The organism is Vibrio sp. nBUS_14, assembly GCF_051201655.1.
Classification (GTDB): Bacteria; Pseudomonadota; Gammaproteobacteria; order Enterobacterales; family Vibrionaceae; genus Vibrio.
This window is the reverse complement of sequence record NZ_CP179207.1, coordinates 1,161,392-1,175,398: the sequence shown is the minus strand read 5'-3', so window position 1 is coordinate 1,175,398 and position 14,007 is coordinate 1,161,392. Positions and strand designations below refer to the sequence as shown.

Annotated in this window: 12 protein-coding genes and 3 pseudogenes; 7 read left to right on the top strand and 8 right to left on the bottom strand. The window is 43.9% G+C overall.

Annotated features, from left to right (window positions below):
* Positions 1–710: 710 nt before the first annotated feature.
* Positions 711–2,003: a group II intron reverse transcriptase/maturase gene (gene ltrA, locus ACMAZD_RS22995; RefSeq protein WP_435249317.1), complete on the top strand. Its 1,293-nt coding sequence runs from the start codon at positions 711–713 to the stop codon at positions 2,001–2,003.
* Positions 2,004–2,128: 125 nt separating this feature from the next.
* Here ltrA and ACMAZD_RS22990 read toward each other — a convergent pair whose 3' ends face one another.
* The 6 genes from ACMAZD_RS22990 to ACMAZD_RS22965 all read right to left on the bottom strand — a co-directional run bounded on the left by ACMAZD_RS22990 (position 2,129) and on the right by ACMAZD_RS22965 (position 7,780).
* The gene (locus ACMAZD_RS22990) at positions 2,129–2,311 is read right to left on the bottom strand and encodes a hypothetical protein (protein WP_004730424.1); all 183 of its coding nucleotides are present in this window, start codon (positions 2,309–2,311) and stop codon (positions 2,129–2,131) included.
* Positions 2,312–2,646: 335 nt separating this feature from the next.
* On the bottom strand, positions 2,647–2,871 hold the full coding sequence (locus tag ACMAZD_RS22985; protein ID WP_076670032.1) for a PAS factor family protein: 225 nt from the start codon (positions 2,869–2,871) through the stop codon (positions 2,647–2,649).
* Between the two features lie 296 nt (positions 2,872–3,167).
* Positions 3,168–5,324 carry a c-type cytochrome gene (locus tag ACMAZD_RS22980; protein ID WP_435249626.1) on the bottom strand — a complete coding sequence of 719 codons (2,157 nt, stop codon included), beginning with the start codon at positions 5,322–5,324 and terminating at the stop codon, positions 3,168–3,170.
* Positions 5,321–5,935 (bottom strand): cbb3-type cytochrome c oxidase subunit II, encoded by a 615-nt coding sequence (locus tag ACMAZD_RS22975; RefSeq protein ID WP_435249625.1) that lies wholly within the window; start codon positions 5,933–5,935, stop codon positions 5,321–5,323. The genes ACMAZD_RS22980 and ACMAZD_RS22975 overlap by 4 nt, the downstream gene beginning before the upstream one ends.
* Positions 5,925–7,361: a cytochrome-c oxidase, cbb3-type subunit I gene (gene ccoN / locus ACMAZD_RS22970; RefSeq protein WP_435249624.1), complete on the bottom strand. Its 1,437-nt coding sequence runs from the start codon at positions 7,359–7,361 to the stop codon at positions 5,925–5,927. Before ccoN ends, ACMAZD_RS22975 begins: the two co-directional genes overlap by 11 nt.
* Before the next feature lie 41 nt (positions 7,362–7,402).
* Positions 7,403–7,780, bottom strand: a complete 378-nt coding sequence (locus ACMAZD_RS22965) for a c-type cytochrome (RefSeq protein ID WP_435249623.1) — start codon at positions 7,778–7,780, stop codon at positions 7,403–7,405.
* A 331-nt stretch (positions 7,781–8,111) separates the two neighbouring features.
* Here ACMAZD_RS22965 and ACMAZD_RS22960 point away from each other — a divergent pair.
* The 4 genes and pseudogenes from ACMAZD_RS22960 to ACMAZD_RS22945 form a co-directional block, all read left to right on the top strand.
* Positions 8,112–8,474: pseudogene (locus ACMAZD_RS22960) on the top strand (transposase); the annotation flags it as partial.
* A 291-nt stretch (positions 8,475–8,765) separates the two neighbouring features.
* Positions 8,766–9,566: a PhzF family phenazine biosynthesis protein gene (locus ACMAZD_RS22955; RefSeq protein ID WP_435249622.1), complete on the top strand. Its 801-nt coding sequence runs from the start codon at positions 8,766–8,768 to the stop codon at positions 9,564–9,566.
* Between the two features lie 91 nt (positions 9,567–9,657).
* Positions 9,658–9,786 (top strand): annotated as a pseudogene (locus ACMAZD_RS22950) (YgjV family protein); the annotation flags it as partial.
* Positions 9,787–9,893: 107 nt separating this feature from the next.
* Positions 9,894–10,361, top strand: a complete 468-nt coding sequence (locus ACMAZD_RS22945; RefSeq protein WP_435249621.1) for a GNAT family N-acetyltransferase — start codon at positions 9,894–9,896, stop codon at positions 10,359–10,361.
* 234 nt (positions 10,362–10,595) lie between these two features.
* Here the strand turns inward: ACMAZD_RS22945 and ACMAZD_RS22940 are convergent.
* Positions 10,596–11,096: pseudogene (locus ACMAZD_RS22940) on the bottom strand (fasciclin domain-containing protein).
* A gap of 203 nt (positions 11,097–11,299) precedes the next feature.
* Between ACMAZD_RS22940 and ACMAZD_RS22935 the strand changes: the two are divergent.
* Both ACMAZD_RS22935 and ACMAZD_RS22930 read left to right on the top strand, forming a co-directional pair.
* On the top strand, positions 11,300–12,292 hold the full coding sequence (locus ACMAZD_RS22935; protein ID WP_435249620.1) for a DUF2860 family protein: 993 nt from the start codon (positions 11,300–11,302) through the stop codon (positions 12,290–12,292).
* Between the two features lie 155 nt (positions 12,293–12,447).
* Positions 12,448–12,942, top strand: a complete 495-nt coding sequence (locus ACMAZD_RS22930) for a GNAT family N-acetyltransferase (protein WP_435249619.1) — start codon at positions 12,448–12,450, stop codon at positions 12,940–12,942.
* A 193-nt stretch (positions 12,943–13,135) separates the two neighbouring features.
* Here the strand turns inward: ACMAZD_RS22930 and ACMAZD_RS22925 are convergent, their stop codons facing one another.
* Positions 13,136–13,777: a DUF2057 family protein gene (locus ACMAZD_RS22925; protein ID WP_435249618.1), complete on the bottom strand. Its 642-nt coding sequence runs from the start codon at positions 13,775–13,777 to the stop codon at positions 13,136–13,138.
* Between the last annotated feature and the right edge of the window lie 230 nt (positions 13,778–14,007).

Genomic DNA, 14,007 nt, shown 5'->3' with positions numbered 1-14,007 from the left:
TACGTTAAGAGCTGTCCACATTAGAAGCTTCTACGTTAAGAGTTATGTACGTTAGAGGCTATCTAAGTCTACGTTAAAAGCTATCTACGTTAGAAATCAGATACGCTAGAAACAAGAAAACGCTGCATCCGTGCAGCGTTTTTTTTATGGTGCGCCGAGCATGGCGTTGATCTAGGAGGTGAAAGTCCTCTACGGGCTCAGTCGAGCGAGAACCGTTAGCCTATGCAAGGGTGTTCACCGTGAGGTGAAATCTGAAGGAAGCAAATGGCAAAACTTGGTTGTGACGAACAGAAATCTGATAGTAGGCCATTACAACTTGGGCAACCTAGCCATAGATAGAATAGTCCAATGCCTCGACGGGAAGTGTGTAGTGGTAAATCAGGCACAGCCAAGGGAAAGAACAACGCCTTACCTCGGGAGATCTTATTGTTTGTCTCAATAGAGACTAATACAGCAGTGATGTTGTGTGATGGACAATAAGAAGTCAGCAGAAGGCATAGTACTTTGAGAATGTACAACTCAAAGGAAGGCCTGAACTGAATATATCAAGAAGCAGTCACTAGACACTCAATCATGTGGAGTCATAGCAAGATGAAACTCATCTCTACGTCCCAAAGGGCAATACCGCAAGTAAAGCTCATGGATACGAAGAATGACAAGCATGGTCGGCGTAGACAGGAGGGCGAGTCTTGGTGACCTCAACTTCGTTGATGGAGCAAATTTGCTCTTCAACCAATTTGAATCAAGCTCTTAGACGCGTGAAGAAGAACAAAGGGTGTGCAGGAGTCGACAAGCTCGACATCAACGCCACTATCTCAAGACTTCGACAGGCATCAAACGGGCAAGAGCTTCGCCAGATTCTTCTGGATGGAAGCTATCAACCTCAATCTGTTCTTGGTGTAGAAATCCCCAAAGCTAGTGGTGGCGTAAGGCAATTAGGTATCCCAACAGTCCTTGATAGGGTAGTCCAACAGGCAATCACATCAGTGCTGTCATGTATCTATGAGCCGAAGTTCTCCGACAATAGTTACGGGTTTAGACCCAACCGCAGTGCGCACCATGCATTGGCGGCCGCCAGTCGCTACATCCGAGAGGGTCGAGGTTATGTAGTAGATATAGACCTAGCAAAATACTTCGATACAGTGAATCACGATAGGCTAATGCACAGGCTGTCACAAGATATTGCTGATAAACGCGTGTTAAAGCTAATTAGGTCATACCTACAGGTAGGCATAATGCGACATGGACTAGTTGAGCAGAGACAACGAGGCACACCCCAGGGTGGGCCATTATCTCCGCTACTATCAAATATTGTATTAGATGAACTGGATAAAGAGTTAGAGCGTAGAGGGCATAAGTTCTGTCGATATGCAGATGACTGCCAAATCTACGTGCGTAGTGAGGAAGCCGCTCATCGAGTCAAAGAGTCGATAACGGAGTTCTTGGAGCAGAAACTAAAGCTGACGGTAAACCGTAAGAAAAGTGCAGCAACGAGAGTGACAAAGCGAACTTACCTAAGCCATCGCTTCCAGATAGACGGAACAATCGGGATATCGAAGACGGCACAAGCTCAAATGAAGAAGCGAGTACGTCAGATAACGAAGCGAAATCGAGGACGAGAGTTACAGGTGATAATCACGGAGTTAACTCAATATCTAAGAGGATGGCAACACTACTTCAAGCTTACTGTTCGTAAAAGTGCAATGCAGCGCTTAGATGAATGGATACGGCGTAGACTAAGGTGCTACCGACTAAAGCAGCGCAAACGCAGACACAGCATAGCGACATGGTTACAGCGACAAGGTGTAACGGAGCGTAATGCGTGGAAGCTAGCGATGTCAGATAAGGGTTGGTGGCATCTAGCTTTAACGCCACAGGTTAATCACGCCATGCCAATAAAATGGTTCGAGGGGTTGGGGCTGTACTCATTAAGAGATGGGTACGAGTCACTGAAAGTATATTCGGAACCGCCGTATGCGACCCACGCTTGTACGGTGGTGTGAGAGGACGGAGGCTGCGAGGCCTCCTCCTACTCGATTCATCAAACTCTATTTTACTCAGTATCGTATTGATAGCTTGCGAGTAAAGCAGAGAGTTTAAGAACCGGGAGGGATAGTTCCTAAATTCATTAAGGTTGGATGACGATATCTTGATTCTCAGTAGTAGATAAGCTGGCGCGGTTCTGTTCGATAAGTTGAGCCGCGTAAGAGGGAGTCACAGCTTGAATTTCGCCTTTCGAACGAATAGTTAGTGCTTCCCACGCATGATCACGGTATTTGCCTGTTTGTGTATATTCAATAAGTACTCTCATGATTCTTCCATCCGATGTGTGGTTAACGTGCTACTAACATTAGCGCCATTGTTGAGGTTGCACACCTGTTAAAAATGGAACATAAGATTAACCAAATGAGAATGCGTGTAACTTGAAAAACAGAGAGAATTGGACTTATCGCGAACCGTTATCAATACGGTTTGCCTGCTAGAAGCTAGGGTAGGAGTTAAGAGTTGAGTTTATGTATGAAAGTCTTTGTTGTATGAAAATTTTTGTTGTGGGAAAGCCCTTGTTGTAGAAAAACAAAAAACGCCGCGAATTCGCAGCGTTTTAATTTTTGGTTCCTAGAAAGAAATACCCAGTACCAAGGCGGGTTATTTTTTCAAACCAACAATCTTACATGCAGAAACGACTGCACTTTCAAGGTCTGTTAAACGGCCTGCACTGGCTGGCCCTAGGACATTTGAATACAAGGCTAACTGCTTCTCAAATGATAAATCTAATTGGTTGTATAGATTTTGGCGAATTTGAGCGTGCTGTTGGGGCTCTGCGCTCGATAACCCTTCCAATGTATCGTAGATGAGAGTTGTTGTATCCATAGACGGTCACTTAGTACATTTTTATAAAATAATGAAGATTATGCACTTAGACACATCTTTGTTCTGGGATATCGATCTCATTATGTGTGAATTGACTTTATTATGTAATCAGTTAGTTAAAACGTTTGGTTAGTAACGTGTCGGGATTGGGTGTAATCAGAATATCAAAAACACCGTTGTATCAAACTCGGATGTACTCAAACAGAGTTGTATTGGAGAGCGTTCTATTAAAAACCGCTCTATTAAAAAGCAAGCAGGAGGCCTGAATTTGGCCTCCTGCATGGTCGGTTTGTCGACTAACGAATGTTAATGTTTTTATCTCGACTTTCGTACATTTCAGGTGTGGTGTGTAACCCACCTGCGTAACCTGCAGCTTCAAGCGTTTCTCTTACCTCTCGTACGTGCTCTGCCGTTACGGGCTCTTCTCTATCTCCAAGATGCAATCGCACGAAGGTGATCAACTCAGCCAATCTTTGATCCGATAGGACATCTTCAAAACTTGCCATTGGCATGAAGTTTCTGTCTTTATCGAGATAGGTGGGTTGTAGGCCGCGCACGGTTACCGCGATGGTGTTGAATGGGTCGCTGTGCATGATGATGCCGTTGTTCAACAATGTCGGTGCGATTGGGTCTCGCCCCTTACCATCGTCACCATGACAGGCTCCACACGTTTGGCGGTAAGTGGCATAAATGTCAGTCGCGTAAGAGTCTTCATCAAACCCTTTAGGCTGCAATGGAACGGCGTCACTGCTGATGGTGTTGTTGATATCACCACTGAGTAGGTAGTAGGACATCGACTCGATATCTTCACGAGTCATCAAACTTAGACTGTTTTTCACTACGTCTACCATGCCCGCAAAAGCAGTCCCTTTGTCTGAGTGACCTGTGTGTAAGAAGTCGGTGAGTGTCGCTTCATCCCAACCATCGACATACAGTTCATTGGCCGTGATATCGGGCGCGTTCCAACCATCAATTAAGTTGCCTTGGAAAATACGTTCGGGTATCAGCGCTTGGGCAATGTTTCGTGGCGTGTGGCACTCAGAACAGTGGCCAAGGCCAGCCACCCAGTATTTCCCTTGCTGCCATTTATCGACGTTTTCGACTTCCGTTTTAAGCTCTTCAGGCACTTGGTAGTCGATCGGGTCGGTATCCATAAAGACGATGTTCCAACCAAGCAGACCTAATCGGATGTTCGATGGGAACATCATGCTGTTGTCGTCATTGCGACGAGGTACAGCGGTAATCGACTGCATGTATTCCCATAAATCCACCATGTCTTGATCGGTTAGGTATTGATATGAGGTGTAGGGCATTGCTGGGTATAGATAGCCGCTCTTACCCTTGCCGGCAACCAACGCGGCTCGGAAGTCTTCAAAGTCGTAGGTACCAATACCTTCCGTTGTGTGTGGCGTAATATTAGTTGAATAGACGGTACCAAAAGGGGTTACAAAAGGCAGCCCGCCAGCAAAAGGTTCGCCACCTTCGGCACTATGACACGCAACGCAGTCACCGGCATAAGCGAGGTATTCACCACGTTCAACGGACTGAGCTTCTAGGTTCGCGAGTCTTTGCTGCTGCTCTGAACCCGCATGTCGAATGTAAGCACCCAGTGCGAGTATCTCGTTCTCCGTAAGCTGTTTATCAAACGCAGGCATGAGGTTGTTCAAGCCTTTGTTGATGGTGTGTTGTATCTCTTCGATACTCCCTCCGTGCAGCCAGATATCATCTGAAAGATCAGGGACGCCAAACGCGGGATTAGCGATAGAACCATCGGCATGACAAGATGAACAGTATTTTACAAACAGCTCTTTGCCGACTTTAACTTTTACCTCTGGCACATCGGTATGACGTTGATTAAGTGAGGCTAAGTAGTAAGAAACCTTCGCCACTTCGTCTGGGCGCATTATCTCACTCCAACCTGGCATTGCACCGTTTCGCCCTTTGGCGATCGAGTGAATGATCGCTTCATCACTGCCGCCATATAGCCATTCTTGGTCAATAAGGTTAGGGAAGTGTTTTTGACCTTGAGCGTTGTCACGATGACAAGCTGCACAGTGAGTTTGGAACAAGATCTGTCCGCTATTCACTATTTCAGGTATGCCAGACAGTCCTTCGAGGGTGGTCTCGGTTGTTTGTGAGAATTGCTCGTTTAACGTTGTGCTGGGTGAACTGAGTTTATCATCGCTTTGCTGCCAATCGACTAATCCTTCCCATTCCCCTAGTCCAGGGTAGAGCACTAAATAGCCTGCAGACATCAAGAAGGCAATGGCATAGCTGACAAAGAGTAGTTTCGGCGGTGGCGCATCTTTTTCTTCAATCCCATCAAAAGTGCCAAGGGTGTGGTCTTGATCGGCTCGGTGATTGCTACGCCAGTATTTAACGACAACGGACACCATAAGAACGAAGAAAATTAAGGTTAAAACTACCGCCCATAGATTCCAAAATGTACTCATTGTGATACCTCCTGTGACGTATCTTTACCAAGGCTTTGTAGATAACGGATCAGAGCTTCACCTTTGGTTTTACCTCTTACTTGTAATCGAGCGTCACCAATTTCTTGGTCAGTGTAAGGCACGCCGAGTATGCGGAGGGTTTCCATCTTGTCACTTATATCGTCGCCTGATATTGTCTGTTCAAATAACCAAGGGTAGGCGGGCATGATCGATGTGGGTACGACTTTTCGAGGATCAATTAGATGAATAGCATGCCACTGGTCAGAATACTTTCTTCCTAAGTTAGTTAGGTCCGGCCCCGTACGTTTAGATCCCCACAAGTTGGGAAACTCATAGATGTCATCTGCTTCTTTGTTCGGACGACCGTTACGTTTTACTTCCGGTTCTAGAGGGCGAACCATTTGTGTATGACACACATGACAGCCTTCACTGATGTAGATGTCTCGTCCTGCTAACTCAAGAGGTGTGAGCGGCATCGCTAAGCTGCCTTTGGCGATATCATCCCCACGGACAATGGTTGGCACTACCCAAACCAACAAAGAGAAGGAGGCGACGACAACGGTGGTCACAATTAAAATGACGATTGAATGTGTAAAGTCTTTACTCATCATTTAAGCCTCCTTCGGTATGAGCGCGTTTAGTATCAAGTGTTGCTGGCATTCGAACGGTTTTAAACAAATTGAATGCCATAAAGAATAAACCTAGAACAAACAACGCACCGCCAAAGAATCGTAAGAACAACCAAGGTGCTTTGAAGTCCATCGCTTCGACAAAGCTGTAAATCAGTTCGCCATTTTCATTTTGAGCGAGCCACATATAACCTTCACCGATACCAGCGACCCAAAGTGCAATCGCATAAATCGCCACGCCAGCATGAGCAAGCCAGAAGTGCCATTTGATGAGCCGTCTTGACCAGAGTTCGGTTTGGCCCCACAAGCGCGGAATGAAGTAGTAAAAAACCGCAATCCCTGACATCCCAACCCATCCTAGTGCTGCGGAATGTACGTGACCGATTATCCATTCGGTATTGTGCGCCACCATGTTGAACCAGCGAATAGCGAGTAGCGGGCCTTCGAATGTCGCCAAGCAGTAGTAAAGAATCGCTGAGAAAAAGAATAAAAGAATGTAGTCGGACTTCAGCTTTTCTTTGTTTTGAAGCAGGGTCATTGCGCTATTGAAAGCACCGGCCCAGGAAGGGAGCCACAATATCAACGACATCACGATTCCGATGTTTTGAATCCAGATTGGAACGGAAGAATAAACTAAGTGGTGCGTTCCAGCCCATGTGTAAAAGCCGACCAAGCCCCAAAAGTGGATGACAGACAAACGGTAAGAATAGATAGGTCGATCTGCCGCTTTGGGTATGAAATAGTAGTTCATACCAATCACACCAGCGGTCAGTAAGAAGCCGACGGCATTATGTCCCCACCACCATTGAACAATCGCATCTTGAGCGCCTGCGAATACAGAGTAAGACTTCATTGCAGAGACTGGCATCGCGAGATTGTTCACAATGAAAATCATGGCAACAACGATAATGAACGCTGCAAAGAACCAGTTGGCCACGAAGATATGGCTCACTTTTCGCTTGGCAAGGGTGCCGAAGAACAAGACAGCATAGAGCACCCAAACCAACACAATCATTAAGTCGATTGGCCATTCAAGTTCCGCATACTCTTTTGAGCTGGTGTAACCCGCGGGTAAGGAGACGACCGCAAGTAACAGAATAAGTTGCCATCCCCAAAAGACCATCCATGACAAACTTTTATTGAACAATCCACAATGACCCGTTCGTTGGGCAATGTAGAGTGACGTCCCCATTAAAATATTGACTACAAACCCGTAAATAACGCCTGAGGTGTGCAGTGGACGAAGACGTCCAAATTGGAAATATTGAGAATCGAAATTGAGTACAGGCCAATACAACTGAGCGGCGAGGATCACGCCGATGATCATACCTACAATAGCCCAAATTAAAGAGGCGATAATAAAGTATCTCACGACCTTAATGCTGTGCTGCGTTGTCACTTGTTCCATAACGAGGCTCCTTGCCTGCAGTTTTGAATTGCTGTTTGTTTTTAGTCGTTACTTGTTTTTGATTCGTGACTTAATTGAGAGTCGCTGCCTAACTGAGAATAGAAATAAGAGATGTCTTGAATGTCTTGGTCCGAAAGCGTGTCCGCTTGTTGTTGCATGAGCACGGCCAACCCGCTGGTTCTTTCTCTCGTTTGATAATCTTTTAAAGACGAGATTAGGTATCCCATTTTTTGACCTCGGAGGTTGGGGTAGGGTTCTTGTGTTGAGATTCCGTCAGCGCCATGACAAGTCATGCACACCTTGGCTTTTTGTTTTCCTAATTCAAACTGTTCTAGACTAATTTCAGCAGACACAGGAAAAAGAATTAATGCGGTTAAAACGGGATATAGCGCTAACATTGGGTTTAATTTACTCATCATCGATTCCCTTTGTTTTGACGTGGGTGGCTTTATTTAGAGATTTACTCAGTGCTGAATGTCTGTGTTTGCGTCACCTAAGGTAAGAGCAACAGCCGCTGAAAAGTAGTTCACGTTTGTATAAAGATTATGCTGTGTCATCGAATGTCGCTAGTAAATGTCCACCTTTCTTTTCAACTTTTTGATGGTCATTACGTATTTAAACGGAGTGGGGATTACTAATCAGTGTAAAAGAACCACTTTAGTTTGGTGAGCTTAAAATGTGAAGTGGTGCAGTTTCATGCATTAACAATGTTGTAAAAAATCGAGTTACTTTAACTAAAGCCAAACGAGCATCCTTGAGGTGTCTGGTGATGGCGCTTACGACACGAGAGCGTGCTACGCTGCTATTAAGATTAAACGAGCCGATGCGCTTATTCCCCCAAGAGAGGGGGCAGCCTTCTGGGAGCGTGGTCACCCTCGAAATCTCGCCGTGGGTTGTCAGAAGTTATACGGCTCTAATAAGTATTGGAAAGAGCGGTATGGATATCACAAACGTTCACTCTCAGAAACAGCGATGTATTGAGTTAAACAATTGCTAGGAGGGCAACTGAGCCTAAGAAATTACAATGCTCAGCTTGGCGAGACTTACGCTATGATCAAAGCGCTGAATAAACTTACAGTGCTTGGTATGCCTGAAACTCAGTGTGTTGTATAAAAGTCACTCAACTTTAGGCGGTTTGGTTTCTCGCCTGAATTACGCAACAAAGCCGCATTTATGTGTCAGATTTAGATATTTCAAGTCAAACTACTTTCGTAAAAGAATTCATGACTGGTTTTCTATCGGGAATTCTAAATCCTAGAAACCTATTGTTCTTATTATCTGTATTTCCCTTTTTTCTGATCGTTATGTAAGATTTCGGCTAAGTTACGTCTAACTTCTTGTAGTACTGAGCATTTGCCCGAATTGTGGCAGCCAAGATTATCTGTTTCAGAATTAGGAACCGTTGTGGTTTTAGATATATATCAAGTGGACTCGTTTACAACACAAGCGTTTAAAGGAAACCCTGCGGGAGTCTGTATCTCCAAAGAGCTGTTGGATGAGTCATTAATGCTTTCAATCGCTGAAGAGATGGCAGTATCAGAAACTGCATTCTTAGACCTCAATACGATGACGTTGAAATGGTTCACACCAGAAGTTGAAGTCAAATTATGTGGTCACGGTACGTTGGCAACAGCACATGTGATGAAGGAAAAAGGGTTAGTTAATGTGGATGAGGTAGTGACGTTTGATACACTTTCGGGTGAGCTATCTGCCACAGTCTGTGACTCGACAATCGAGCTCGATTTCCCAAGTACAGTGCTTGATCTTGGGTTGGATGCCAATAAAGAGTTGCTGGAATATTTAGGGCTGCATGAAAACCAAGTGGTGTCATTCAATGAGTTCGATACCAAGCAGTTTATTGAAGTGGCCAGCGAGCAGGTTCTACTGGATCTAGCGCCAAATTTTGATGCCTTGAAGGGTATTAAAGGTCGAGGTGTCGTTGTGACGGCATTGTCGTCGAACTCTGAGCTTGATTTTGTTTCGCGTTATTTTGCGCCGTGGGTGGGTGTTAACGAAGATCCCGTTACGGGTTCAGCGCATTGCGCTCTCACACAGTATTGGTCGGAGAAACTGAACAAAGCGCATTTCAATGCTTACCAAGCGTCGAGTCGCGGTGGGTATGTATCGACAGAGTTATTGCCAAACGGCCGTATAAAACTGACAGGGTCTGCAACCACGGTAATTAGTGGTACCTTAATAGTCTAAACTTCTATGCCATTCTTAAAACAGCAATGTCGTTATTTAGAACAGCAACGTCATAATTTAAATCTGCTAGGTCACAAGTTAAGGAATAATGGTGTCTGCCTTTTATCTGTCTCAAGTACTCGTCGCTATCGCTATTTGTTTCGATTTGTTGTCATTCCAATTTAAGGAAAGGAAGAAAATCGTAACATGCTTGTTTTTTGCAGGTGTTCTTATCTCGAGCTTGGTAAGGACAAAGACGCCGTGATTATTTGGCTAGCTGTGTTTTATCGTTAACATCTTTAGTAAACAGTAAGATGGACAATCAACAAGACATGAAAGGGGTGTGTCGTGGTTAGAATCCGAAATTACCAAACTAGTGATAGTAAAGCGCTATGGGAGATCTACTTTTATACCGTTCGTAACATTAACGTTCGTGACTATTCCCAAGAACAAGTTGAGGCTTGGGCGCCAAGTGATTTTGACTCTGAGCTTTGGCAAAAATGTATGCATCGGATACAACCTTTTGTGGCTGAGTTAGACGGTCGCGTTGTTGGTTATACAGATCTTCAACCGAGTGGTTTGATTGATCATTTCTTCTGCCATCATGAATATCAAGGTAAAGGCATCGGAAGAGCTTTGATGGAACATGTATTCGAGATTGGTCGAATTCGTGGTGTCTCTCGATATTTTTCAGAGGTGAGCATTACCGCTAGACCTTTCTATGAGCACCTTGGCTTCACGGTCGTCAATGAACAGGAAGTTGAAATACGTGGTGTGGAGCTGACGAATTACGTGATGGAGAAAGTTACGGAATAAGTGATAAACAAAGAAGTATTAATCATCCTTTTTGAGGATTCCAAGTTGGAATTGAAGCTTTGGCGTTTGTAATGGACGCTTGCTTGTCTAACTACAAACAGAGTTTAACTAGAACCAATTAGCAAACATTGTGTATTTGATACCGATATTTACTGGGTATAAAAATGAAAAGGGTGTGAACATGTTACACCCTTAACGAATTTTCGATTTTGTGAGAATATCTTTCTAATAACCCTATTGTTTCGGCAATAAAACCGCATCAATGACGTGGATTACACCGTTTCTCGCTTCCACATTTGGTATCACTACCTTCGCTTTATTAATCATTACGTTGCCGCCATCTACTCTCATCATCACAGCCTCTCCTTGCACCGTTACTGCGCTACTCAACTTCATAACCTCTGCAGCCATGATTTTTCCTGGTACCACATGATAAGTCAGTATTGCGACTAACTTGTCTTTATTCTCTGGCTTCAACAGCATGTCTATCGTTCCCTCTGGCAAGGCAGCGAAAGCCTCATCAGTCGGCGCAAATACGGTGAAAGGACCTTCGCCTTTCAGAGTATCCACTTAGCCTGCCGCTTTTACCGCTGCGACGAAGGTTGTGAAAGAGCCGTTTTCAACGGCTACATCAACTATATCTTTCTTCATACCGTGATGATTGGCATGAGAAAAAGCCGTGAAAAGCAGTGTTACAACTAGTACTGACAGAGTCTTACCTAAATGATTAAACATATTGTAGTCCTTTGAGTTTGTCTGTTATTTCCGGGATATGTTACGAAAGCTCAAAAGCGATAGATCAACTTATCGTAGTCTCAAGTCGCTTACTTCAATAGTCAAAGTTACTGGGCGAATGAATTTTCATGGTTAAATACTTGTTATGATTCCACCTTTGTACTTATATTTAACGGGTAATTATTCAAATAGTGGATGTGAATATGAGGTTAGTCTTACCAGTTATACTTTCGGCATTTGCTTCAATGCCGTCTTATAGCGGTCTTGCTCCAAGTGAAGGCTTCAGCGGCAACTTCAGTGTTTTGGCCGGTTTTTACTCGGATAGTAGTAATTTGAGTACCGAACAAGATTCGAATCAAGCGAGCAATATGGAAGAAGGGAGCATTGAGAAGCAAGGGCTGCTTGGCTTTCTCGGAACCGTTCAATACACTTTTGGTGAATCCCTGACCCACCAAGTTTATGCTGGTACCACTCGAGAGGATATTGCGACAGGTACCATTGCTTTTGAGATAGGGTACAAATATCAATTTACTGGTGGCACAATTTTAGACTTCTCTGTGTTACCGACACTTATTTCTGGTAAAGCTTGGTCTGATCCTTATGCCGTTGGTGTTAATCGAAACGAAACCGATGTGAAAGGTAATGTTGGGCGATTGCAACTCACTAACATTGTTGGAACGGGTTTTCGAACGGATTTCGCGATTGGTCAATCTGACGTTGATGACGAACTGTCAGGAAACCAAAGTTTATTAGGTTTGACTGACGAAGAGGTCGCGATGTTAGATCGTGAAAGAACCTATGTGTACGCCAAAGTAGGGTACCCCTTTATCTTACCTAACCAAGCTGGCGTGTTCGTTCCATCTATGGTGTATTTCAATTCAGACGCAGACGGAGGAGCTCTCAGCTTTGATAGCTACGGACTAGAATTAAATTACGCTAAGAAAATCGGTCGCCATGGCTTCGTTGCCACGCTAGATGCTAATGATCGTCAGTACGATGAAGCGAATCCGATTTACGGAAAAACTCGTGAAGAGAATGAATACGGTGTCTTCTTAGCCTACGAGTTTGGCGGTTTGATGGGCTATAAAGATTGGTCGTTTATCACCTTACTGGGTTTAAGAACGATTGATTCCAATATCGATTTCTATAACTCAGAGCAAGTATTGGCGAGCGTTGGTGTTGACTATAAATTCTAAGATTTAAACATCACGAAGCGTTATTTAACCCCCCAGATTTGGCAGAGCTTTATTATCTGTTTAATTTTTTCGAGCGCTTATAAGCTTTAAGGTTGTAGGTGTTCGTTGCTATCCGTATTATGAAAAAGAGTTTACGTAGATAATAAGGAAGCGCTTTGGAAATACAAATTAGGTATCTTGAATCCACCGACAACCAAGATATTTTTGATATTTATCGACACTCGTCAGTATTAAAGAATACTTCACAAAAGCCTTTCCTTAGTTCTGATCAAGTGGAGCGATTGTTTGGACATTCAGACCATTTCACTTTAGTCGCTGAAGTGTCTGGAAAAGTCGTGGGCCACATTACTTTATTCATGACCACTAAGGTAAGAGACAGACATTGTGCGGGACTTGCGATAGCGATTAATCCGGATATGCATGGTAAAGGGGTCGGTAAGGCATTAATGCAAGAAGCGATTAATCAAGCCGATAACTGGCTAAACCTTGTTCGCCTTGAGTTAGAGGTTCATGCCGATAATTACGGTGCGATTGCTTTATATAAAGGTGTGGGTTTTGAACTAGAAGGCACCAAAAGGCTGAGCACGTTCAAAAGTGGGAAGTACATTGATATGTTGCTGATGTCGAGAATTAGACCTGACTACCTTTGATATCGAGCTAAATCGGTCTTTACTATGTTACTGAGTAAAGGGTTAGTGAAATTCCGATTGAGCTCTGTATCGTAGCAAAGCGGATAATGTTATTCATAAAAACTGATTTACAGAAGCTTATCCATAAAATTAGACACAAAAAATCTGGCCCCGATGTGCCAGATTTTTTAGTTTTAACGAGCGATAAATCGATCTACTTGTTCACGTAATCTTTGAATTTTTGTTTGGTCTCAGCGTCAGCTTTGTCGTACCAAAAATAAAGCATTTCTCCAGCAGTATTCGCCGCGTTTGCGTCGATCTTTGCTGGTAACGTTACTGGTTGAACAACGGCCGCTGCTGTACCCATAGCCAGCGCTGCAATGCCGCCTTTCTTGTTGTACTCTTTCGCTTCTTGAGGGAACTTGCGACCAATCTGCATCCCATCTTTCACTAGCTTGTCTTGTTTAACACTGATTGCATTTTGGTCTTCATCAACCAAGTTCCAATCTAGGTTTTCGAAACTTTTCTTCGCTTCTGCGGTATTGCGGTATTTAGGCATATCAAACGTCAATGCGGTGTCAGTAGCGTTAAACGTTGCAATAATAACGTCGCTATCAACAAACTCACGCTCGTTACCTTTATCAAAAGCCAGCTGATATTGGAATACGATTTGGTTTTGACCGTCTGGAACGGTTAGCGTTTTGTGAGAAGAGAAAAGACTACCGTCAAGATCTGGCTTAGCTTCATTAACCGCTAAGACATCTACGCTAGATGGAACTTCAATTGTCACGTCAGCTAACACGTGTGGTGCTACGATAATTGTGGAAAGCAGCGCAATGGATTGTAATGTTTTCATAATCATACAGTTATTTTAGAGAGATATTTTTACAATCTCATGCAGAACGAAGTATTTCAAGTTGCCTTGTCTCGATTTGGTAAAATTCACCGAAACTTAACGCAAGGGCAGATCTTGAAAGCGTAATTGGTGCTTATTCACGCAAGCTATAAGGTTGTATGCGTTATCGCTAGCCTAGTTATTTCGATGCCTTATTTCTTGTTATCTTAGGTTGCTGGTGGAGTTTGTGT

Bases quoted from the DNA above. Each gene is read 5' to 3' on its own strand.
- ACMAZD_RS22975 (WP_435249625.1), bottom strand. From the start codon at position 5,935: ATGATGAGTAAAGACTTTACACATTCAATCGTCATTTTAATTGTGACC.
- ACMAZD_RS22985 (WP_076670032.1), bottom strand. From the start codon at position 2,871: ATGGATACAACAACTCTCATCTACGATACATTGGAAGGGTTATCGAGC.
- ACMAZD_RS22925 (WP_435249618.1), bottom strand. From the start codon at position 13,777: ATGAAAACATTACAATCCATTGCGCTGCTTTCCACAATTATCGTAGCA.
- ACMAZD_RS22965 (WP_435249623.1), bottom strand. From the start codon at position 7,780: ATGATGAGTAAATTAAACCCAATGTTAGCGCTATATCCCGTTTTAACC.
- ccoN (WP_435249624.1), bottom strand. From the start codon at position 7,361: ATGGAACAAGTGACAACGCAGCACAGCATTAAGGTCGTGAGATACTTT.
- ACMAZD_RS22935 (WP_435249620.1), top strand. From the start codon at position 11,300: ATGAGGTTAGTCTTACCAGTTATACTTTCGGCATTTGCTTCAATGCCG.
- ACMAZD_RS22980 (WP_435249626.1), bottom strand. From the start codon at position 5,324: ATGAGTACATTTTGGAATCTATGGGCGGTAGTTTTAACCTTAATTTTC.
- ltrA (WP_435249317.1), top strand. From the start codon at position 711: ATGGAGCAAATTTGCTCTTCAACCAATTTGAATCAAGCTCTTAGACGC.
- ACMAZD_RS22990 (WP_004730424.1), bottom strand. From the start codon at position 2,311: ATGAGAGTACTTATTGAATATACACAAACAGGCAAATACCGTGATCAT.